Annotated in this window: 18 protein-coding genes and 1 riboswitch; of the genes, 14 read left to right on the plus strand and 4 right to left on the minus strand. The window is 58.0% G+C overall.

Annotated elements, in window-relative coordinates; all coding sequences use genetic code 11:
• Positions 1 to 241: 241 nt before the first annotated feature.
• From MXM41_RS01055 to pgaD, 6 genes are all read left to right on the plus strand, one after another.
• Positions 242 to 982, plus strand: coding sequence for a Slam-dependent surface lipoprotein (locus tag MXM41_RS01055; RefSeq protein WP_325929371.1), 741 nt, complete (start codon positions 242 to 244; stop codon positions 980 to 982).
• Positions 983 to 1,034: 52 nt separating this feature from the next.
• The gene (locus MXM41_RS01060) at positions 1,035 to 2,450 is read left to right on the plus strand and encodes a porin family protein (RefSeq protein ID WP_325929372.1); all 1,416 of its coding nucleotides are present in this window, start codon (positions 1,035 to 1,037) and stop codon (positions 2,448 to 2,450) included.
• 386 nt (positions 2,451 to 2,836) lie between these two features.
• Positions 2,837 to 5,239, plus strand: a complete 2,403-nt coding sequence (gene pgaA, locus MXM41_RS01065; protein ID WP_325929373.1) for a poly-beta-1,6 N-acetyl-D-glucosamine export porin PgaA — start codon at positions 2,837 to 2,839, stop codon at positions 5,237 to 5,239.
• Between the two features lie 9 nt (positions 5,240 to 5,248).
• On the plus strand, positions 5,249 to 7,264 hold the full coding sequence (gene pgaB, locus MXM41_RS01070; protein ID WP_325929374.1) for a poly-beta-1,6-N-acetyl-D-glucosamine N-deacetylase PgaB: 2,016 nt from the start codon (positions 5,249 to 5,251) through the stop codon (positions 7,262 to 7,264).
• A complete protein-coding gene (gene pgaC, locus MXM41_RS01075) occupies positions 7,261 to 8,595 on the plus strand; it encodes a poly-beta-1,6-N-acetyl-D-glucosamine synthase (RefSeq protein WP_325929375.1) in 1,335 nt (444 codons plus the stop codon). Before pgaB ends, pgaC begins: the two co-directional genes overlap by 4 nt.
• Positions 8,592 to 9,098 (plus strand): poly-beta-1,6-N-acetyl-D-glucosamine biosynthesis protein PgaD, encoded by a 507-nt coding sequence (gene pgaD / locus MXM41_RS01080; RefSeq protein WP_325929376.1) that lies wholly within the window; start codon positions 8,592 to 8,594, stop codon positions 9,096 to 9,098. The genes pgaC and pgaD overlap by 4 nt, the downstream gene beginning before the upstream one ends.
• Before the next feature lie 159 nt (positions 9,099 to 9,257).
• On the opposite strand, the gene MXM41_RS01085 is transcribed toward pgaD, so the two are convergent.
• The 4 genes from MXM41_RS01085 to MXM41_RS01100 all read right to left on the minus strand — a co-directional run bounded on the left by MXM41_RS01085 (position 9,258) and on the right by MXM41_RS01100 (position 12,230).
• Entirely contained in the window at positions 9,258 to 9,521 is a 264-nt protein-coding gene (locus MXM41_RS01085) for a hypothetical protein (protein WP_325929378.1), read from the minus strand.
• Positions 9,522 to 9,580: 59 nt separating this feature from the next.
• A complete protein-coding gene (locus MXM41_RS01090) occupies positions 9,581 to 10,546 on the minus strand; it encodes a LysR family transcriptional regulator (RefSeq protein ID WP_325929379.1) in 966 nt (321 codons plus the stop codon).
• A gap of 53 nt (positions 10,547 to 10,599) precedes the next feature.
• Positions 10,600 to 11,157, minus strand: coding sequence for a TetR/AcrR family transcriptional regulator (locus tag MXM41_RS01095; RefSeq protein WP_325929380.1), 558 nt, complete (start codon positions 11,155 to 11,157; stop codon positions 10,600 to 10,602).
• A gap of 536 nt (positions 11,158 to 11,693) precedes the next feature.
• Positions 11,694 to 12,230: a carboxymuconolactone decarboxylase family protein gene (locus MXM41_RS01100; protein WP_325929382.1), complete on the minus strand. Its 537-nt coding sequence runs from the start codon at positions 12,228 to 12,230 to the stop codon at positions 11,694 to 11,696.
• Between the two features lie 361 nt (positions 12,231 to 12,591).
• On the opposite strand from MXM41_RS01100, the gene MXM41_RS01105 reads away from it, so the two are divergent.
• From MXM41_RS01105 to atzF, 8 genes are all read left to right on the plus strand, one after another.
• A complete protein-coding gene (locus tag MXM41_RS01105) occupies positions 12,592 to 13,182 on the plus strand; it encodes a DUF4142 domain-containing protein (protein ID WP_325929383.1) in 591 nt (196 codons plus the stop codon).
• Between the two features lie 205 nt (positions 13,183 to 13,387).
• Positions 13,388 to 13,486: riboswitch (guanidine-I (ykkC/yxkD leader) on the plus strand.
• Positions 13,487 to 13,543: 57 nt separating this feature from the next.
• A complete protein-coding gene (locus MXM41_RS01110) occupies positions 13,544 to 14,602 on the plus strand; it encodes a putative urea ABC transporter substrate-binding protein (RefSeq protein ID WP_325929384.1) in 1,059 nt (352 codons plus the stop codon).
• A 17-nt stretch (positions 14,603 to 14,619) separates the two neighbouring features.
• Complete coding sequence (locus MXM41_RS01115; protein WP_325929385.1) at positions 14,620 to 15,435, plus strand: ABC transporter permease; 816 nt, start codon at positions 14,620 to 14,622, stop codon at positions 15,433 to 15,435.
• Positions 15,432 to 16,208 carry an ABC transporter ATP-binding protein gene (locus MXM41_RS01120; protein ID WP_325929386.1) on the plus strand — a complete coding sequence of 259 codons (777 nt, stop codon included), beginning with the start codon at positions 15,432 to 15,434 and terminating at the stop codon, positions 16,206 to 16,208. Before MXM41_RS01115 ends, MXM41_RS01120 begins: the two co-directional genes overlap by 4 nt.
• A 4-nt stretch (positions 16,209 to 16,212) precedes the next feature.
• Positions 16,213 to 16,926, plus strand: coding sequence for an urea amidolyase associated protein UAAP1 (locus MXM41_RS01125; RefSeq protein WP_325929387.1), 714 nt, complete (start codon positions 16,213 to 16,215; stop codon positions 16,924 to 16,926).
• An 11-nt stretch (positions 16,927 to 16,937) separates the two neighbouring features.
• On the plus strand, positions 16,938 to 17,570 hold the full coding sequence (locus tag MXM41_RS01130) for an urea amidolyase associated protein UAAP2 (RefSeq protein WP_325929388.1): 633 nt from the start codon (positions 16,938 to 16,940) through the stop codon (positions 17,568 to 17,570).
• Between the two features lie 151 nt (positions 17,571 to 17,721).
• Complete coding sequence (gene uca, locus MXM41_RS01135) at positions 17,722 to 21,324, plus strand: urea carboxylase (RefSeq protein WP_325929389.1); 3,603 nt, start codon at positions 17,722 to 17,724, stop codon at positions 21,322 to 21,324.
• Positions 21,321 to 23,120 (plus strand): allophanate hydrolase, encoded by a 1,800-nt coding sequence (gene atzF / locus MXM41_RS01140; protein ID WP_325929390.1) that lies wholly within the window; start codon positions 21,321 to 21,323, stop codon positions 23,118 to 23,120. Before uca ends, atzF begins: the two co-directional genes overlap by 4 nt.
• Positions 23,121 to 23,129 lie beyond the last annotated feature (9 nt).

Genomic DNA, 23,129 nt, shown 5'->3' on the forward strand with positions numbered 1-23,129 from the left:
AAATAAGGGCGCATAATAGAAAGCCCGTGATAAAAGCGCTAATTATTCGACTTAAGTCAAATTAACGCCGGTTAACTGATCCACAGGCGCAACGTAGTATAAGTGGTTGTTAAGACTAATCTTAGAATTAACGGAAATAAGGACGAATAATTAGGGATGCCGAATGTTTTGCCGTAAATTAATCCGCAAAAATTATGTTACAAATCCTGCGAATTTATTCACAACCAAGGACGTTTAGCGTATGGGGATCTTAAAACCTGGTTTATTACTGACCGCTTTTGTGCTGACTGCATGTGGTGGTGGCGGTGGCGGTGGTGGTGGTGGCGACAGCACGCCCCCGGTAACCACTGCGCCTGTGCAAACGGATAACGGCAATACGGATACCACACCGGAAACCCCTGCCACGGCACCGGTCAGCCTGACCACCGGCGGTACTATTTCTGGTTGGACCTACACCACCCCTGAGGGCCGTGAATATGTTATGCGCGGCACCGGGATCTCTGCGGGCCTGGTGCAAACCCAGCGGCTCACCCGCGACGACCATACCCCGGTCTCTTCAACAGCATGGTGCTGTGGCCGAATGAGTTACACCACGTTCGGTACCTGGACACAGTTTGAAACAGGTCAGCATGACGTCTTCTACACCGGGGATGCCACGCTCGCAGCTAACGTGCCAACCCAGGGAACGGCGACCTATGTGGGCCACGGAATGCGTGAAAGTACCCTGAGTGATGCGCGCTTTGACATTGATTTCGCGGCGAAAACCATCAACGGCACCATTAGCGGAAATGATACCTTTGGTAGCGAAGTTGCGATGCAGGGCAACATTGCCAACGGTGGTTTCACCGGTAATGCGCAATCCGGCGGGCAGGCGGGGACGTTCACCGGACATTTCAATGGTCCCGCGGCTGAAGAGTTAGGCGGTCTGGCGCAGTTTGCAGACACGACTAAAAACGCTTCCTTTGGCGCGACGCGTCAATAAATCGTTTTCCGGTCAGCCTGGCTGACCGGACCTTCAGATGGTAAGCCATTCTATGAATATTTTGCGTACTGGCGCACTGAGTTTGCTGTGCCCGCTCAGCATTGCGTTTGCTGCGCCGCCGGAAATCGACTCGATTCCGGCTGCTCCCCACTTTGAACGACTGACCACGCCGGACAAGCGCGCCGGGCCTGGCGAAAAAACGCTGCATGTTACCAATGCTCAACTGGCGGAACAGCCACAGCTGGCGATGGCGCTGCTCGATCAGGCCATTCGTGAAGAAAAGTGGCCGATGGTTCGTGCCATTTTGCCTGTCTATGCGGCGTCACCCGATCCGGATCCTACCCTGATTCATTTTGCAAAAGCCGGTCTGGCGCGCAGTCAGGGGGATTATGCAGAGGCGATTGAATACTATCGCGCTATTCTGAGCAGGCATCCTGAGTTTGCTGCGGTGCGTCTGGATTTAGCGCGTGCCATGTTTGAGAATCGTCAGTTTGACGCGGCTGATTATCAATTTCGTCGTGTATTACAAAGCAATCCGCCTGAGAATATTCAGCAGGTCATTGCACAATATCTTGAGCGCATTCAGAAAGGCAGCGCACTAACGGGATCATTCAGCGTGAGTTATCTGAATGACAGCAATGTGAATAATGCGTCATCGGGTAAAACCATTCGGGTTGGCGATCGTCTGTTTATTCGAAATAAGGATAGTTTCCCTCAGCGCGGAGAAGGTTTCTGGTTCAATGGCGCTTTACAAAAAGATGTTCAACTCTACGACCAGCATGGCTTGCGATTTCTTGGTACGGTAAACGGAAAGAGTTACTGGAATAACCATGATTTTGATGATATTACCACCCGTGCATATGCTGGATATCAATGGCGTAATTTCCGCCAACAATTTGCCCTGTTGCCTTTTTATGAAAAAAGATGGTATGGCACCGAGGCGTATTCTTCTGGTCCTGGCGTCCGCGCCGAATACAGTTATTTACTCACGCCCACCTGGCAGGTGAGTCAGGCGCTGGAATACCAGAAACTGGATTATGATGATGAAGATTATCGATTCTTGCGCGGGCAAAATCGTTACTCTTCCACGACCCTGTCCCATGCCTTCAGTAACCGGGTGTCAGGATTTGCCGGCTTCGATCTGCTCGATCAGCAGACCTTCACTCGCAGTGAATCTAACCATCGGGTAGGTTTGCGCAGCGGGGTGCAGGTTGATATGCCCTGGCAACTCTCTTTTGCCGCCACCACGGCCATTGCCAGACGCAATTACCAGGCCGACAGCGACATCTTCTCGACGCGACGCAAAGATAACGAACAGATCTATAACCTCTCGCTCTGGCATCGTAACCTCTATTTCTTTGGGGTTATGCCGAAACTGAATTTCACCTGGAAGCAGGTCGACAGCAATATCGATTTCTATGATTATCGACAGAGGAATGTCACGCTTTCTCTGGATAAGAATTTTTGACAGACGTTTGCCAGGCCATTTTACTTAGTATGCAGAAAAGATCTAATACGAAAGAATGAAATTAGCATGAAAAGCACGCTGCGGCGTGTTTTTTTATTTTTATGTGTTGGTAAAAGGTAAGCGTGGCTGCTAAATTTTTTGAGCGGTATTCAGGTGTTTTTGTAAATATACAGTGCTTGCCTGGATAAAAATAAATACGAAAAAGCATGACATTTTAAATTTACCTGTACTTTTTTGTTCCTTGTTTAGCTATTGAATTTTCGTCATCTTTTAGCCATGAATAAATGAAAAGCTCACGTTAAAACAGAGATAAAGGCATAGCTATGCTCAGAGTTTTCTGCTCCTCTTGCGTTATTAAACCCTTGCGTTCAGGACGATACTTATTAATGGTGAGCATGTTATTCCCGACATGGGTATACGCCCAGACGTCAGATTACGACGAACTTATTATTCAGGCACGGGATGGCGACCGCCAGCCTTTATTGCAATATCTTGCCGTGCGGGAAAAGCAAACCCAGTTAACGGCGGGCGAGATTGCTGACTGGCTTCAGGTTTCCTCATGGGCCAATAATGACGTTGAGACGCTGGCGGTGTGGGATCGTTATCGCCAAAACATGGCTATACCTGCCAGAGGGCAAGTCGCTGCCGCCCGCGCGCTGCGTAACCAGAAGCAGTGGAATGCCTCGCTGGCCGTCTGGGAAACCGTTCTGCATGATGATCCCGGCAATAGCGACGCCCGCACCGGCTGGATAATGACGCTCGCAGATGCCCATCGCAACGAGCAGGCCGTTACCGAAGCCCGGCGCTGGGTAGAAGAGGAGCCGGGGCCAGAGAGAGAGGCACTGCTGGCGTATGTTTATCATGCTCAGGGGAAAAACTGGGATTCAGTACTGGCGGCCAGCCACCTCGATACCGATTCAGACCACAACAAAAACGTGGTGCCCACGCTGTTGGCTGCTATGTCCGCCAGCCGCATTGCCGGCCCCGCGCTGACCCTTTCTGAGCGCTTCCCGCAGTCTGATGCCATTGCACGTCAACTTGAACTGGATGCGGCGGCGCAAACCGTCCGCGCTGCGTTCACCCCCACCCGCAATGAAGACGAACGATTTCTGGTGGCAGATAAAGCTCTGGCTCGCTATGACGCGCTGATTGCCGCATGGAAAGAAAATCCCGAGGCGCAAGCTGATGTGCGACGCGCCAGAACTGACCGGCTGGGGGCGCTGGTGATCCGTAAACGCACGGATGAAGCGGTCGCCGAATTTGAATCGCTCGAGGCGGAAGGAACGCCTGTTCCTGACTACGCCAGAAGATGGGCTGCTTCTGCATACCTTGCGCAGAAGCAGCCGGACAAAGCCGAATCGCTGCTTGAAAGCATCTATTTTCCGCGTGGCTCAACCCTGGCATCAACGCCGCTGACCATGGACGATCAACAGGAACTGCTGTATGCCCGGCTCGATAACAATCATTTCGACGAAGCGAAGCAGCAACTGGATGCATTCAGTAACGAGAGCCCTTACTTGCGACGGTTCTATGGTTCTCCCACGCCGCAGCCCAATGACAGCTGGCTGCTGGCCAGAACCTTACAAACCGATTATCTGGTGGCCATTAATAATTTGCCGGCAGCCGAGAAGCATGCGGAGCGATTGGCGCGTACTGGATCGGGTAACCAGGCACTGCGTATTGCCTATGCGTCAGTGCTGCTGGCGAGAGGATTACCTCGTGCCGCAGAACGCGAACTTAAGCTTGCCGAAGTCATTGAACCCAGCAACCTGGCGCTGGAAAGGCAACAAGCATGGGCAGCCATGGAGCTACAGGAGTGGCAGCAGGCCGACGAACTAACGAAAGATGTGGTCACCCGCAGCCCGGATGACGTCGCCACGTTACAGCTTGAACGACTGATGGCGGTGCATAACAAAGCTGAACTGCGGATAGCCGGGTCTCAGGGCATCGCATCCGATAACCCGGTCAGTGGCAAACATGATTTTACCCTCAACACTGCGCTTTACAGCCCGCCTGTTAACCAAAACTGGCGACTGTTTACCGGCTACAACTTTGCCCGCGGCGAGTTTGAGGAGGGGAAGGGAATAAGCCGGGATCTGCTGGCGGGCGCGGAATGGACGTCAAGGGATATCTGGGCCGAAATGGAGATCTCAGGGCGCAACGATGGCTCCGATCAGAAAATCGGCGGACGCCTCTCCGGCTGGTACGATTTCAGTGACAGCTGGCGGGTCGGAGGCTCGGCGGAGCGGTTATCCCGTAACACGCCGCTGCGTGCCCTGCGCAATGGGGTCAACGCCAACGGTGGCGATCTGTGGCTACGCTGGTATCAGAACGAACGACGAGAATATCAACTTTCGCTTTTCGGCGCCCATTTCACCGACGGCAACGATCGACTGGAGTACGGCCTCAGCGGTAAAGAACGCCTCTGGACGCTGCCACGCTTTACGCTCGATTTTATCCCTGGCATCAGCGGCAGCCATAACAGCAAAGAAAATGTGCCTTATTACAACCCCAAACGTGATGTTTCGGCGGTTGCAGGGCTGCGCGCCGAGCAGGTGCTGTACCGCCATTACGACACGGTCTGGAAGCAGCAATTTGAAGCGGGAGCGGGCGGTTACTGGCAAAAAGGGTACAGCGCTGGGGCCATCAATCAGTTTGGTTACGGGCAGCGTATTCAATGGAATAACGTAGTGGATGCCGGGGTGAAACTGACCTGGGATAAGCGTCCTTACGACGGGAAGCGGGAGCGCAATATTGCCCTCGCATTTGATCTGAATGTCAGGTTTTAAGGGCGCTTCATGATGAAACGATGGCTTCTCGCCGCGAGGGTAATCGTCGGGTGGATGATGATGAGCATGTGTGCATTGGCCGCGGCACCGCGTTACCTTCCTCCCGCCGAGCGTCCGGCGCTGTATGCGGACCAACGCTGGCCCACAAACAGCTTTCTGGTGCTGGGCTGGCATGACGTGGAGGACGGTGCCGCCGATCAGCGTTATCTGTCCGTACGCACCAGCGCCCTGAACGACCAGTTTGCCTGGTTGCATGACAACGGCTACCACCCGATTAGCGTGCAGCAGGTGCTGGATGCCCATGCCGGAAAAATCACCTTGCCTGAAAAGGCGGTGATGCTGACCTTTGATGATGGATACAGCAGCTTCTCGACGCGCGTTCTGCCGCTGCTTCGGTTGTTCAAATGGCCTGCTCTGTGGGCGCCTGTCGGCAGTTGGGTGGATGCACCGGAACATTCGCGGGTGGATTTTGGCGGACTACAGACGCCGCGGGAAAAATTTGCCACCTGGAAGATGGTACGCGAGGCCAGCGAGTCGGGGCTCGTGGAAGTGGGTGCGCACACCTGGGCATCCCATTACGGCCTTCAGGCCAATCCGCAAGGCAGTAAGGAGCCCGCAGTCGCTAACCGTTTATACAATAAAACCAGCGGACAGTACGAAACGGATGCACAGTTTGAAAAGCGTATAAATGCCGACCTGTCGCGCATTACGGGCAAAATCAAAGAGGTCACCGGGAAAGCACCGCGAGCCTGGGTCTGGCCCTACGGTGCGGCGAGCGGGACAACGCTGAAGCTCGCGCATCAGCATGGCTACCAGATGGCTTTCACCCTGAATCAGGGGCTGGCGAATGCCGCCAGGCTGGAAGACATTCCCCGGGTGCTGATTTCCAACAACCCTTCGCTGCGTAGCTTCGCCAGCCAGATAGCTCAGGTCAGAGAACCTGAAACCATGCGGGTTATGCATGTCGATCTCGACTATGTGTATGACAAAAATCAGGCTCAACAGCGTAAAAATATCGATCTGCTCATCCAGCGTGTTTTCGATATGAAGATAACCCATGTCTTTTTACAGGCCTATGCCGATCCGAAAGGAGACGGCAACGTCAATGCACTCTATTTCCCCAGTCGCTGGCTCCCTATGCGGGCGGATCTGTTTAACTTCGTCTCCTGGCAGTTGCAGACCCGCGCCGGGGTGAAGGTTTACGCCTGGATGCCGGTCCTGGCGTTTGGGTTAGACCCTTCGGTGCCTCGCGTCGCGGCGTGGTCGGAAGAAAACGGACGCATTGCGCCAGATAATCGCCATTATTTGCGCTTATCACCCTGGAATGCGGTTGCCCGGCAGAGAATCAACGACATCTACGAGGACCTGGCGCGCCATGCCAACTTCAGCGGCATCCTGTTCCATGATGACGCTTTTTTGACCGACTTTGAGGATGCCTCCCCGGATGCGCTCAAAGCCTATCGTGCAGCAGGCTTCCCGGATAACCTCGCGCAGATCCGCGCCAACCCGCAACTGCTGGCGCGCTGGACGCGCTTTAAAAGTCGCGCCCTGATTGATTTTACCCGGGAACTCACGCAAACCGTGCGTGCCGTGCGCGGCCCACAGATCAAAACCGCCCGCAATATTTACGCCATGCCGGTACTGGATCCGCAGAGCGAAACCTGGTTCGCGCAGAACCTGAATGATTTTCTCGGCACCTACGACTGGACAGCCCCGATGGCGATGCCGCTGATGGAAAATGTCCCGGTCAACGATGCCAACGCCTGGCTGGACAGACTCGTTGGGCAGGTAGCCCGTTTCCCTGGCGCGCTGGATAAAACGGTTTTTGAACTTCAGGCACGTGACTGGCGTAAGGGGGCAGGGCAGGACGATATTAGCGGTGAAATACTTAACGGGTGGATGCGGCAGCTCAAGCTGAGTGGTGCCAGAAACTATGGCTACTACCCGGACGATTTCATTAACGATCAACCCCGGATGGCAGAGATCCGTTCTGCTTTTTCCTCCTACTGGTATCCGCAAAAATGACCGATCGTCTCATCGCCTTCCTGATCCTTTGCCTGATGTTCAGTTTTCCGCTCGGCGTGGCGGTGATTTTTACCGGTGAAGTGATCCTTGATTTCGTCTTTTTCTGGCCGTTATTTATGTCGGCCCTCTGGATAAGCGGTGGACTTTACTTCTGGCTTCACCGCGAGCGCCACTGGCCATGGGGGCCGGGCACACCGCCACCTGTGCTCGCAGGCAATCCGCTGATTTCCATTCTGGTGCCGTGCTTTAACGAAGGGCTGAATGCACGTGAGACTATCGAAGCGGCACTGGCGCAACGTTATGAAAATATAGAAGTGATTGCTATCAATGACGGTTCTATAGACAACACCGCGTCCGTGCTGGACAAGTTAGCGAGTGAATATACGCGGCTGCGGGTGATTCATCTGGCAGAAAATCAGGGCAAAGCGGTAGCCCTGCAGGCGGGTGCCGCGGCGGCGCGCAGTGACTTCCTGGTGTGTATTGATGGTGATGCGCTGCTGGATAAGGATGCGGCGGTTTATATGGTCGCACCGCTGCTCAATCACCCTCGCGTGGGGGCCGTTACCGGTAATCCGCGTATCCGCACGCGCTCAACGCTGATTGGACGAGTCCAGGTGGGGGAATTTTCATCTATCATCGGCCTCATCAAGCGTACTCAGCGCGTCTATGGTCAGGTCTTTACCGTTTCCGGTGTCATTGCTGCTTTTCGCCGTCGCGCCCTGGCGGAGGTGGGGTACTGGAGCCCGGATATGATCACGGAAGATATTGATATCAGCTGGAAGTTACAGCTGCGCCACTGGTCAATTTTCTTCGAACCGCGTGCGCTGTGTTGGATTTTGATGCCCGAGACGCTGAAAGGGCTCTGGAAGCAGCGTCTGCGCTGGGCGCAGGGGGGGGCGGAGGTGTTTATTGTCAATATGCGTCGCTTGTGGAACTGGGAGTACCGGCGCATGTGGCCTCTGTTTCTTGAGTTTTGTATGTCAACCGCATGGGCCTTTGCCTATGCCGTCAGCATCCTGTTGTTTCTCATCGGGCTGCTTATTCCGATGCCCGATTCTTTATATGTTCAGCACCTTTTCCCACCGGCTTTTACTGGCCTGATGCTGGGCGTGATCTGTCTGTTGCAGTTCGCGGTCAGTCTGTTTATTGAAAGACGCTACGAGAAAGGTATTGCGGCGTCCCTGTTCTGGGTTATCTGGTTTCCGGTGGTGTACTGGATGCTGAGCCTGTTCACTACGCTTGTGGCTTTCCCGAAAGTCATGCTGCGCCGCAAACGCAGCAGAGCTCGTTGGGTGAGTCCCGATCGCGGTATTGGGAGATTAAAACCATGATCCAACCATTAATTTTTACTGAACAACGGCTGTTTCCACGCGTTCTGGATTACCTGTTAACGATTGTTGCCTGGCTGGGGTTTAGCTGGCTGATTTACAGTGGTCTGATAACCGCGATTGGACATGATCCTTTTATGGGGACCAGGCCGTTCTACACCACGCTGAGTACGTTGAGTATCTACCTGCTGGTGGCCTGCCTTATAGATCTGGCGCTGATCGCCTGGGCAAAATACAACCAGCTGCGCTTTCGTATTGAACGTCGTAAGCGTCGGCCTGAACTTGAGCGCCATGAAGTTGCGGCGAGTTTCAATATCACCCCCGAACTGGCGCTCATGATGAGTCAGGCCCAGGTCTTTACTCTCGCCCATTATGATACGGGAGCAATTGGCCGCGTGTGGATGGTGAAAACCCGTCACGGACGTGCAGAGCGAGTAACGAAAAACCTGCCCAGGGTGTTGATGAAACAGGAAAGCGCATGGAGTAAGAAGCAGCAGAATGGATAATCTGGCTGTGGAAGCGTTTATTTAGCTTAAACAGGATACAAAAAAAGAGTCCATGTATTTCATGGACTCGTTCTGAGATGCCTTGATTATTCTGTCCAACTTTTGGTGAGTAGATCAGGATCAGGCTTCATTTTTACAGGGCTCCGCGAGCATCACGGGTTATCTGAGCTTTTCCGACCGCCGCAGGCTGGCCAGCGCCAGCAAAATAAAGGCTACAGACATACCTGCCAGCCCGTAAAACCCCGCGACCGGATAAACCCAGGACGCTGCCGCCCTGCCAAATCTAATCCCGCCAAACATAAAGGCACTGGTCAGCGCCAGAGCAATACCGCGATGTCGGACAGACGACAGTTCGACGATCCTCCGCAGCAGGCGGGGGCAGAATATAAAATCACCGAAAGCTATAGCGGCAATCAGGTTCATATGACCGCAACTCTGTCAAAATAAGTCCGGGAAGGCCGTTTCACTGAAATGGCCTTTACTTATGCGTTCTGGTTTGCGGGTTGGGCGTTCTGAGCGTCTGGTACAAAAGCAGGATGCGTATGCATCAGCGCCGTTACCGCTTTCAGTTGTTCACGCAGCTGCGCGTGCAGTTCGCGTATGGCAGGCGAGAACTGCTTACGGTGAGGACAGATTAAGTTGAGCGGTACCCCCTCTCCGGGCTGTTCCGGCAGCAGGATCTCAAGCCGGCCTGCCACCACGTCCGCGCTGACATCGATCCATGATTTATACGCAATCCCCATCCCCGCCACGGCCCAGCGTCGGGCAAGATCCGCATCGTCACACAGCATGCGGCTGCTCACTGTCAGCTGGCGTCTGACGCCATTTTCCGGGAAGGTCCATTTGTCATAAACGTGGCCGTTCAGCGTGTAAAGCAGACAGTGATGCAGAACCAGATCGTCGAGCTGCCGGGGGCGGCCATGCTTATTCAGATAGGACGGAGAGGCAACCAGCACGCGCCGGTTATCCTCAGCCAGAGGCAGAGCAACGTAGCTGCTGTTTTCCAATACGCCGTAGCGAATGGCCACGTCCACCGGATCGCGGAACACATCGCTGACGTTATCGGACATGAAGATGCGCAGCGATACCCCAGGATGTTTTTCACAGAACGCGGTGATCACGGGCAATAAAACATTACGTCCGAGATCTGACGGAACGGAAATTTTCAGCTCACCCTGGATTTCATTTTCGCCGCCCTGAAGTCGTTCAGTGCCCGCCTGCAGGATATTCAGCATCTCCTGCGCATAGGGCAGCCAGGCTTCGCCCTCGGCGGTGAGACGAAGGCTGCGGGTTGAGCGTGCAAACAGCCTTTTGTTCAGATCCCGCTCAAGGCGGTTGACCGCGGCGCTGACCTGGCCGGGGAGGATATCGGCTTCACGGGCCGCGCTGGAAAAACTGCCCAGCGCGGCGGAACGGACGAACAACGTAACATCTTCAAGACGTATCATGCAGGCTCCAGAGTACTGACGTTTTCAGTTCCGCACGGACAGAGGGCTTATCGCTAGCGGGCAGGCTTAAGAAATTGCAGAAGACGAGCGACACGCTGTTGCCATGCCTCTCTGTCGAGAACATCGTTCGCCTCAAGGCAGGCTTCAGCCAGGGTAGACCAGATAATATCAGCCATCACGTCGCGGTTCTCGCCGGCGTCCTCCTCAGGAACGTTCAACCCTATCTGCGCCACGACCGCGTCGCGGAAGTTGCGCACAATGGTCAGCGCTTCGGCAGGGAGCGCACCCACCTCACGGGAAGAGTTGACCAGAAAACAGCCGTCAACGGCGGGGTTGTTGAAGGGCGCAGCCAGCAGGAAGGCTTCAATGTTGTCCCAGCCATACGGTTGTTTTTGTAGTAGAAACTGCGCCGGCGCGCGACTGACATAATGTTGGAGCGCGCTCACGAACAGCTGTTCCTTACTGCAGAAGGTCGCATACAGGCTGGAGCGGTTGATATCCGTAGCGTCCTCAAGCTGCCCGAGGCTGGTGCCCGCCAGGCCGCTTTTCCAGAAGACCGGGATCACCCGATTCAGGACGTCTTCATTGCTTATCTTTTTGGGTCGGGCCATCAGCCATCTCCATTTTAAACCAATCGTTTTAATATGCGCCCCGATCGTGGGAAAAACCAGACCGTCGAAAATAAAAAACCGATCGGTTTAAAGCGAACGATTTAAAACGAGGATACCCAATAAAGTCTGCCCGGTACGCTTCTGGATCGGCGCCGCCGTTGTGGCGCATACGCTCTGGACGAGCGCGGCGCCCTCCATGATTTATCCGCTCTACGCTGCGCAGTGGAAGCTGACGATGACGGTGCTGGCGGCGATCTTTGGCCTTTATGCTGTACAACGCCATCTCAAACCCGGACACCCGCGTCTCCGATAGTTCAGCCTGTAGCCTTATCTGAAGGCCCTGCGGGTCTTGGTGTCCGCTTTTTTCTCCTTTCCCCTGTAACACCAATTTTCACTCCGCGAGTGAAAGTGACGCCTCTGTCGTCCCATAAACAAACAAGGGCCCGACGCTTTACGCACCGGGCCCGTTAAAAGGTAACAAATTCGCAGGAGAGGGGGGTGGTTACGCACGCCTGCGTCGCTAACGTTGTGAATAATCAGCTCACTTTGGGAAAATCGACGACGGTATCGTTCACGCGGTTCACCATATTGGTGAACAGAATGGCGCTGACGGCACCGATCGTCTCCACGACCTGTCGATCGTTGAAACCCGCCTGACGGAAGGCCTCAACGCGCTCAGCCGCCACGGTACCGCGGGATGAAACCAGGTACTGAACGAACCTCACCAGCGCATCAATGTGTTCATCATCACTGAAGCGGGCTTCACGTAATTCACGCGTCTGATCGTCAGTGTAACCCGCTTTTTTTGCCATCAGCGTATGGGCGGCAAGGCAATAATCACAGCCAGACGCTTCGCTTACCGCCAGGTTAATGGCTTCCAGTTCACGCGCGCTGAGACTTCCTTTATGCAGTGCGGCGTTCAGCTGCAGCATCTGGCCCAGGATTTCCGGGGACTGCGTGCCAATGGTCAGATAGGCGTTCGGCACTTTACCCATACTGCCTTTAATGGCGCTGAACAGCTGTGCGGTTTTACCGGTTGCTTCACCTTCGGTGAGGGTATGTAAACGACTCATCATTTGCTCCTGATTTCATAGCGTTAATTGTCGGCAGACAGAATATGCGTTGTTTTGTCACGCCGGGTTCAGAAGCACGGTACTGCGTCAGGAGAAGAGGAAAAAGTGAGCGGACGAGTCAGGACTTTCTCTCGGAGAAGTAAAATAGAAGTGATTAAAGCGTCAAAAGGTCAGGTCACAGGATGTGAAGCGCTGCCTCCATAAAGGGGCGGGGGCTTTGATGTTTTCGCCAATGACCTCCACACCATCAGGATGAACAAGAGCGATCCACTATACTGACAACTGCAGTTGTCATTTATACAGGAGGCGACGCGCGGTTAACTACCTGAAACAACCTTACCCATACCCTCAGGAGAACAATATGCAAAAGCGTAACACCCTGAAAACACTGCTGACCGCATCGGCAGTCGCAGTAATGTTCTGTAGCGTCGGCATACAGGCGCAGACGACGAGCCCCGCGCAGTCCAGTGCCGCAAAACCGTCCGCTTCGGGCGAAAAGCTCAGCTCCGGCGATGAAAAAGCGTTAAAGGATATGGCACAGGCCAATATCAATGAAGTTGCCGCCGGGAAGCTCGCGCTGAGCAAGGCCGGGAGCGGCGACGTCAAAGCCTTCGCCCAAAAGATGGTTGACGACCACGGCGCGGCACTGACCAAAGTACAGGCCGTTGCTGAGAAAAAGGGCGTGACCCTGCCGACGGAGCCGGACGCAAATCATAAGGCGATGGCCGATAAGCTGGAAAAAGCGAGCGGCGACGAATTCGATAAGATGTATATGGAAAACGCAGGTACCAAGGACCACCAGATGGTGCTGTCGAAACTGCAGAGTGATGCCAAAAACATCAAGGATCCTGAGGTGAAGGCCCTGGCCGACGCGCACATCCCCGTGGTGGAGCAGCACCTCAAGTCAGCCGAACAGATGACGATGAACTCAGACAAGAAAGAGAACATGTAACACGGTTGTCAAAAGGGCGCTGGTTCCGCCAACGCCCTCACTGTCCTCACGGGCACCACTGCAGTGCATCATTCCCGCACACCCTCCCCAAAACGGTGAAAACAAACCCTCGCCAAAATACAAGTTACTAATAAACCTGTTAAAAAATTTCTGGCACATCCTTTGCTTTAACTAATGTGAAAGGGCAGTGCACCACACAATCTGAAAAATAGCTGGCTAGGGTTCCGGTTCACGTTAGTGAATGGCTGGTCCAAGAGCTGGCGACCTCTGAGAGGTTACACGGCGGGACAAAAGCCCGGGAGACAGCAGCACCCACGGTGTCGCGCTGCCCCCCTAATTTTGTGCCACTCAGAGGTCAAGCATGAAGAAAACGCCATTACTCCGCACCCTTGTTCTGTCGCTGGCGATGCTGGTCAGTCTCCCCACCTTTGCCGCCGTCAAAAAAGAGTTCAACGTCTGCTGGACCATCTACGCCGGGTGGATGCCCTGGGGCACCATCAGCACCGGTAAAATCATCGATAAGTGGGCCGACAAGTACGGCATCAAGATCAATGTGGTGCAGCTCAACGACTACATCGAATCCATCAACCAGTATACCGCCGGCCAGTTTGACGGTTGCACCATGACCAATATGGACGCGCTGACTATCCCGGCTGCGGGCGGCGTGGACACCACGGCGCTGATCCTCGGCAGCTACTCGGAAGGCAACGACGGCGTAGTGATGAAAGGCGAGGGCAAAACCCTCACCGACCTGAAAGGGATGAAGATCTACCTGCCGGAACTCTCGGTGTCCCATTATCTGCTGGTACGTGGCCTTGAGAAGGCCGGGCTTGCAGAAAAAGATGTCACCGTGGTCAACACCTCCGATGCGGATATCGTCTCCGCCTTCGGCACCGACAGCGTGCAGGCTGCCGTGGCCTGGAACCCGCAGCTGTCGGTGATTAAAGCCACGCCGAAAACTACCGAGGTGTTCAGCTCCTCGCAGGTGCCGGGGGAGTTGATCGACATGATGGTGGTCAACAGCGAAACCCTGAAGGACAACCCGGCGCTGGGCAAAGCGCTCACCGGCGCCTGGTACGAGATGATGGGCCTGATGAAAGCCCAGGACGCCAGCGCCCTGAATGCGATGGCGGCGGCGTCGGGCACCGATCTGGCGGGCTATCAGGCGCAGCTGAAAACCACCCATCTGTTCTATACCCCACAGGACAACCTGGCCTTTGTCACCTCACCGGAGCTGGCAAAAACCATGCAGCGCGTGGCGGCGTTCTCCTTTGATAAGGGGCTGCTGGGCGAGGGGGCGCAGAGCGCCGATTTTATCGGCATGCGCTTCCCGGGTGACGTCACTCAGGGCGACGCCGGTAACGTGAAGCTGCGCTTTGACGACAGCTTCGTGAAAATGGCCGCCGCGGGCCAGCTGTGATGACTGACGGAGTCGCCATGCGCCAGATTAACCGCCATCCCACCTCCGGCATGCGGCTGATGCTTGTGATGTTGCCGTTTGTCCTGCTGCTGGCCGCTTACTTTTTTGGCTCGGCAGTACGGCTGGATGCCAACCCACATGACAAGCTGCTGCCCGGCCTGCAGCAGATGCTGGATGCCATCTCCCGGATGGCGTTCACCCCGGACAAGCGCAGCGGCGAGTACCTGTTCTGGATCGATACCCTGGTGAGCCTGGCCCGTCTGCTGGTGGGGCTTGCAATTGCGTCGCTCATCGGCCTGTGCATCGGCGTCACCGCCGGGGTGTTCCCGATGTGGCGCGCGTCGCTCTCGCCGCTGATGACGGTGCTGTCGATGATCCCGCCCCTGGCGATCCTGCCGGTGCTGTTTATCGTCTTCGGCCTGGACGAGCTGTCCAAGGTGATGCTGATCGTCATAGGCATCACGCCAATGCTGGCCCGGGATCTGGAGCATCGCGCCTGCGAAATCCCGTCAGAAATTCTGATCAAGGCCCAGACGCTCGGGGCCAACAGCTGGACCCTGGTGCTGCGGGTGGTGCTGCCGCAACTCCTGTCGCGCCTGCTCACCTCGCTGCGCCTGCTGTTGGGTTCAGCGTGGTTATTCCTGATCTCGGCGGAGGCCATCTCTTCTACTGCCGGGCTGGGGTATCGCATTTTCCTCGTGCGCCGCTATATGGCGATGGACGTGATTATTCCTTATGTCCTGTGGATCACCCTGCTGGCCTGGCTGATGGATCTGGCCCTGCGTCAGCTGCACAAGCGCTGTTTCCCGTGGGCAGAAGGAGGCAAAGCATGAGTTTTATCACCATCGACAATATCTGGCAGGAGTACGGCGACCATGTGGTGCTGGAGCGCCTGAACCTGCAGATCAAAGAGGGCGAGTTCTGCTCGATGGTCGGCGCGTCCGGCTGCGGTAAATCGACCTTTCTGCGCCTGCTGCTCGGTCAGGAGAGGCCCAGCCGGGGCGTCATCACTCTGGACGGCAAGCCGCTGGTCGCCGAGCCGGACAGCCGTAGAGGCGTGGTGTTTCAGCGTTACTCCGTCTTCCCGCACCTGAGCGTGCTGGATAACGTGGCGATCGGCCTCGAGCTGCCGCAATCCCCGCTGCTCGGACGACTGTTTGGCGCAAAAAAACGCGCCGCCCGGGAACAGGCCGCGCAGATGCTGGAGAAGGTTGGCCTTGGCCACGCGCTGGATAAATATCCCGCCCAGCTCTCTGGCGGCATGCAGCAGCGCCTGGCCATCGCCCAGGCTTTTGTCATGCAGCCGCGCGTCCTGCTGCTGGACGAGCCCTTTGGCGCACTTGACCCGGGGATCCGCAAAGACATGCATGCGCTGCTGCTGCAGCTGTGGGGCGAAACCCGGATGACGGTCTTTATGGTCACCCACGATCTCTCCGAAGGCTTTAACCTCGGCACTCGCCTGCTGGTATTCGACAAGGTGCGCCTCGATCCCCAGGCCCCGAACGCCTACGGGGCGCGCATCACCTACGACATTCCGCTCAACGAGACGCGACTCTCCGCGATGAGCGGAGCAGTTTCCGACAACGTTTATGCATTAAGAGGGTAAACCTGTGAACACGACGACTTTACGCGATGAGATCCTGCCGGGCGGCGGCCATCTCTCTTTTGTGCTCAAACGCGGGCAGATCCTGCGCATGACCGACATCGAAGGCGGGGCCAACGTCAGCCTGATGATGCTCAACGCGCATGAGAAAAGTGAGCGCCTGAACCTGCCGGATACCCTGAAGGGCCAGCACACCGCGCGTCTGACCGCCGGGCATTGCTTCTACTCCGATATGGGGCGGGTGCTGGCGGGCATCACCCGGGACACCTGCGGCTGGCACGACCCCTTCGGCGGGGTACTTAATGCCGCCGAAACCACCGAGAAATACGGCCAGGGGCGCTATCAGGAGCTGCGCAACGGCTTCTTCCGTAACGGCACCGACAACCTGCTGGTGGAGATGGGCAAGTGGGATCTCAACCTTGAAGATCTGCTCATGGTGGTCAACTTCTTCAGCAAAGTGACGGTAGATGACCACGGCCAGTTCAGCTTCCACAGCGGACATTCACAGCCGGGAAGCTACGTTGAGCTGTTCGCCCCGATGGATACCCTGGTCGTCATGACCGCGCTGCAACACCCAATGGATCCGTCCCGGGAGTATGCCCCGCGTCCGGTGCAGTTGAGCTGGCGGCAGGCAGAGGATGAACAGGCAGCCATCAACGCGCTGCTGACGCGCCCGGAAAACGAACGCGCTATCACCAATACCCAACTTTTCGCCCTGTAAGGAGACACGTCATGACCGTAGCCAGCGAAAAACTCGCCCAACACGCCAGCTTCCGCCATGTGATCCCGGCGGGGGAGCCATACCTGTTTGAAGTCAGAAAAGGCCAGACCCTGCGCCTGCTGGATCTGGAGGGTAACCAGGCGGTGGATACCCTGTTTTATAACGCCGATAACCCGCGCGAGCGCTACGATGCCCAGCGCACCCTTCGCCGCCAGAACAATGCCTTTCTGACCAGCGGCAGCGTGCTCTGGTCCAACCTCGGCAACCCGCTGCTGACCATCGTGGCCGATACCTGCGGACGGCACGACACCCTCGGCGGCGCCTGCGCTCAGGAGAGCAATACCGTGCGTTATGCCCTCGACAAACGCCATATGCACAGCTGCCGGGACAACTTCCTCTGCGCCTGCCTGCACGATGGCCGCCTGCAAAAGCGCGATATCGGGGCCAACATCAACTTCTTTATGAACGTGCCGGTAACGCCCGAGGGCGGGCTGACCTTTGCCGACGGCATCTCAGCAGCAGGCAAATACGTGGAACTGAAGGCGGAGTGCAACGTTATCGTGCTGATCTCTAACTGTCCGCAACTGAACAACCCCTGCAACGGCTGGAACCCGACCCCGGCGGAGGTGCTGATATGGAACTGACGCCAGGCCGCTGGCAGCGCCTGCGCCAGATGCTCTACCGCCTGTTTGAAGTGCGCGCCGGACGGATCCTGCCGTAAACCCTTTTCCCCGTGGACGACCATGCGGTGAGCCAGTTTCCGGCGGGACGACCCGCCACCATTGAGTCTGAACTATGTTGACGAAACTCCTGATTGCCAACCGCGGGGCGATTGCCTGCCGCATCCTGCGCACGCTGCGCGCCATGAACCTGAGCGGCGTGGCGGTCTATTCCGAGGCGGATATCAGCAGCCTGCATATCCGGGAAGCCGACGAAGCCCTGAGCCTGGGCGATGGCCCGGCGGCGAATACCTATCTGATGAGCGAAAAAATTATCGCCGCAGCGCTTGCGAGCGGCGCAGAGGCTATCCACCCCGGCTACGGTTTTCTGTCTGAGAACGCCGCCTTCGCCGAGGCCTGCGAAGCCGCGGGTATTGCCTTTGTCGGCCCCACACCCGCGCAGCTGCGCCTGTTCGGCCTGAAGCATACCGCCCGGGCGCTGGCAAAAGACCACGGCGTGCCGATGCTCGAAGGCACCGATCTGCTGGCAGACGTGAATGAAGCGCTGGAGGCGGCTGACGCGGTGGGCTATCCGGTGATGCTGAAGAGTACCGCAGGCGGGGGCGGGATCGGTATGCGCGTCTGCTATACCGCCGCGGAACTTAACGACGCCTTCGATGCGGTGGTGCGGCTGGGGAAAAACAACTTCAGCGACGCGGGCGTGTTTATTGAGAAATACATTGAGCGGGCGCGCCATCTGGAGGTGCAGCTGTTTGGCGACGGCAGCGGGGAGGTGATTGCCCTCGGCGTGCGCGACTGCTCCGTACAGCGCCGGAACCAGAAGGTACTCGAAGAAACCCCCGCCCCCAACCTGCCGGAAGGCATGGCGGACGCGCTGTGTGAGGCCGCGATTAAGCTGGGCAAAGCGGTCAACTACCGCAGCGCGGGCACCGTGGAGTTCGTCTATGACAGCGACGCCGCCCGCTTCTACTTCCTCGAGGTGAACACCCGTCTGCAGGTGGAGCACGGTGTCACCGAGCAGGTGTGGGGCGTGGATCTGGTGCGCTGGATGATTGAGCTTGCGGCGGGAACTTTGCCGCCGCTGGCGGCGCTGCATGACGGCCTGACCCCTGCGGGGCATGCCATTCAGGCGCGGGTCTATGCCGAAGATCCGGGCCGTCAGTTCCAGCCTTCGCCCGGCCTGCTCACCGACGTGGCGTTCCCGGCGGATGACCGCCGCACGCTGCGCATTGACAGCTGGGTAGAGTCCGGCTGCGAGGTGCCGCCGTTTTTTGATCCGATGCTGGCAAAAATTATCGCCTGGCAGCCAACGCGCGAGGCGGCCATTGAGCGTCTGCATGCCGCGCTGGGCGATACCCGGCTGTACGGCGTGGAGAACAACCGCAGCTATCTGCAGCAGATTTTGACCTTTAAACCCTTCGCCAGCGGCGAGCCCTGGACCCGCTGCCTGGAAGGACTGATCTATCAGGCTGCCACGCTTGAGGTGATCAGCGCCGGGACGCAAACCACGGTGCAGGACTATCCGGGACGCACGGGATACTGGGCGGTCGGGGTGCCGCCTTCAGGGCCGATGGACAGCCGCGCGCTGCGCCTCGGCAACCGGCTGCTCGGCAACGACGAGGGCGCCGCCGCGCTGGAGATAACTCTCAGCGGCCCGACCCTCAAATTTAACTGCGAGGCCCAGCTGGTGGTGACCGGGGCGGAGATTGCCCTCACCCTGGACGGCGAACCGCTGGAGAATAACCGGGTCTACCGGGTGCAGAGCGGCATGACCCTGCGGATGGGCGAAATTGGCGGCGAGGGTGTGCGCAGCTATCTGTGCCTGCGCGGTGGCTTCAACGTGCCGGATTATCTCGGCAGCAAAAGCACCTTTACCCTGGGGCAGTTTGGCGGCCATGCCGGGCGCGCGCTGCGTACCGGCGACGTGCTGCATATCACGCCGTTAACATCCTTATGCCCGGCGCAGTCGCTCCCTCAGGCTCTGCGCACCAGGCTGGACGCCGTGCGCACGCTGCGGGTGATCTACGGTCCCCATGGCGCGCCGGAATACTTCACGCCGGATTACATGAACACCTTCTTCGCCACCGAGTGGGAGGTGCATTTTAACTCCAGCCGTACCGGCGTGCGGCTGATTGGCCCCAAACCCGAGTGGGTGCGCGAGAGCGGCGGCGAGGCGGGGCTGCATCCGTCGAACATTCACGACAACCCCTATGCCATCGGCGCGGTGGATTTTACCGGTGATATGCCGGTGATCCTCGGCCCGGATGGCCCAAGCCTGGGTGGGTTTGTCTGTCCGGTCACCATCATTGAGGCCGATCTGCACGCGGTCGGACAACTGAAAGCAGGGGACAAAGTGCGCTTTGTGCCCGTGGATATTGCCACCGCCCGGCAGCTGGCCCAGGCGCAGACTGAGCAAATCGCCAGCCTGCATCCGCTGCAGGTTACGTGGCAGCCAGCACAACCGGCCTCGCCGGTGGTGCTGGAGCAGGGGCAAGGTGATAAACGCCTGGTGGCGCGGCTCTCCGGCGACACCCACCTGCTGCTGGAGATTGGCGACCCGGAGCTGGATCTGGTGCTGCGTTTCCGCGCCCATGCCCTGATGCAGGCCCTGGAGGCGCGGGCGCTGGACGGGGTTATCGACCTGACGCCGGGGATCCGCTCCCTGCAAATTCATTACCAGCCGGAGGCGCTGAGCCTGGCAAGCCTGCTGGATACCCTTGCCGGGCTGTGGCAGGCGGTCTGCGCGCAGGACGCCCTTGAGGTGCCTTCGCGCATCGTCTGGCTGCCGCTCTCGTGGGACGATCCGGCCTGCCAGAAAGCCATCGACAAATATATGACCACCGTGCGCCGGGATGCGCCCTGGTGTCCGAGCAACCTGGAGTTTATCCGCCGCATTAACGATCTGGCGAATATCGATGAAGTCTATAAAACGGTGTTTAACGCCAGCTATCTGGTGATGGGCCTGGGGGATGTCTATCTCGGCGCGCCGGTGGCCACACCGCTCGATCCGCGTCACCGTCTGGTTACCACCAAGTACAACCCGGCCCGCACCTGGACGGCGGAGAACTCGGTGGGCATCGGCGGGGCGTACCTGTGCGTCTACGGCATGGAGGGACCCGGTGGGTATCAGTTCGTCGGGCGCACGTTACAGATGTGGAGCCGCTATCACGCGGTGGAGGACTTTGGCGGCAAGCCCTGGCTGCTGCGCTTCTTCGATCAGATCCGCTTCTACCCGGTCTCAGCGGACGAACTGCTCACCATTCGTCGGGATTTCCCGCTGGGGCGCTATCCGCTGCGCATTGAGCACACCTCCCTGAAGCTGGCTGAGTATCAGCAGTTTCTCACCGACGAAGCGCCGGAGATAGAGGCATTCCGCGCCCATCAGCAGGGGGCGTTTAACGCCGAGCGCGAGCGCTGGATCGCCAACGGCCAGGCGCATTTCGACAGCAGCGATGTGCTGGCGGATGAGGGCGAGGACGCGCCGCTGCAGCCAGGACAGGCGGGCATCGACAGCCCGGTCTCCGGCAACCTCTGGCAGGTGAGCGTGGAGGTGGGCAGCACCGTGCGCGAGGGCGATGTGCTGGTGGTGCTGGAGTCAATGAAGATGGAGATCCCGCTGCTGGCCACGCGGGACGGTATTGTCAGTCAGGTGCGTGTCCAGCCGGGCTCCCCGGTACGCGCGGGTCAGTGTGTCGTGGTCCTGGAGAAAACAGCATGAAGCATCCCTTTGATTTACGCCTTGATGCGCTGGGGCAGGCCTACCGCGAAGGCCGCCTCACGCCGCGGGAGGTGATCGTCACCCTGCGCGAACGGGCGCTGGCGCTTAACCCGGAGTTCAACGCCTTTATTTATCTGCTTTCCCTTGAGGAGCTGGAGCCGTATCTGGCGGCGCTCGAAAGCCAGGCTCCGCAGACGCTGCCGCTTTACGGCGTGCCCTTTGCCATTAAAGACAATATCGATCTGGCGGGTATTGTCACCACCGCCGCTTGTCCAGCGTTTGCCTACCGGGCAGAGCAGGATGCCACCGTCGTCCGGCAGCTCATCGCCCTGGGGGCGATTCCGCTGGGCAAAACCAATCTCGACCAGTTCGCTACCGGCTTAAACGGTACCCGTTCGCCATATGGCGCGTGCCGCAACAGCGTGCTGGCGGAGTATCCGTCAGGCGGCTCCAGCGCGGGGTCATCGCTGGCGGTGGCGCTGGGGCTGGCAAGCTTTGCCCTTGGCACCGACACCGCCGGGAGCGGTAGGGTGCCCGCCGCACTGAACAACCTCGTCGGGCTGAAGGCCACCAGAGGGTTAATCTCTACCGCCGGGGTGGTGCCCGCCTGCCGCACGCTCGACTGCGTGACCTTTTTCACCGCCACCGCGGAGGAGGCCAGCAGGCTGCTGGCCCTGACGGCGGTGAAAGATCCGCGGGACGACTACAGCCGCGCTAACCCGGCGTGGAACGGCGCCCAGGCATTTGGTGTGCCTGCGTCAGGTTTCCGCTTTGGCGTGCCGGATCGGCTGGAATTTCTTGGCTGTACGGAGAGCGAAGCGCTGTATCATGCCGCGAAAGCGCGGTTAATCGCCCTCGGCGGCGTGCCGGTGACCATCGACTTTGCACCGTTTCTGGCGGCGGCGACGCTGCTCTATAACGGCCCGTGGGTGGCGGAGCGCTATCACGTGGCGGGGGCGCTTATTGAGCAGCAGCCGGATGCGGTCCTGCCGGTTATTCGCGATGTGCTGAGCAAAGCCCCCGACACCGACGCGGTCGCGGCCTTTGATGCGCAGTACCAGCTTCAGCGCTGCAAGCGTGAGTGCGATGAGATTATGGCGGATCTGCACTGCGTGCTCACGCCCACTTACCCGCGTCCGGTGACTCTGGCGGAGCTGGCGGACGAGCCGGTTAAACGTAACTCGGAGTTGGGGATCTATACCAACTTTATGAACCTGCTGGACTATGCCGCCGTGGCGGTGCCCGCGGGACATATGGCGAACGGGCTGCCCTCGGGCGTAACGCTGTTTGGCCGGGCGTTCACTGACCAGTATCTGCTGAGCCTGGCGGGGGCGTTACAACGTCACCAGAATCTCAGGCTGCCGGGGGATCGCGCGTTGCAGACGGCTGCGCCTTTGACCGCGGCCAGCCACGATCGCCTGCCGGTGGTGGTCTGCGGGGCGCATCTCGACGGGCTGGCGCTTAACCACCAGCTGCGCCAGCGGGGCGCAACCTTGCGCGAGACCACCCGCAGCGCGCCGCACTACTGCCTGTATGCGCTGGCCGACGGGAAACGGCCAGGCATGGTGCGCGACAGCGAGCGGGGAGAGGCCATTGCCGTTGAAGTGTGGGAATTGCCCCACGCCGAAGTGGGATCGTTTCTGGCGGGCATTCCTGCTCCGCTGGGGCTCGGGAAAGTGGAGCTGGAGGACGGGCGCTGGTTAACCGGGTTTATCTGCGAGGAGTATGGGCTCCAGGGGGCGAAGGATATTACAGCGTTTGGCGGCTGGCGCGCCTGGCTTGCCCATCAGAACTGAGCAAGCCAG

Origin of the sequence: Leclercia adecarboxylata (genome assembly GCF_035787115.1) — a bacterium.
In the GTDB taxonomy this organism is placed as follows: Bacteria; Pseudomonadota; Gammaproteobacteria; order Enterobacterales; family Enterobacteriaceae; genus Enterobacter; species Enterobacter adecarboxylatus_E.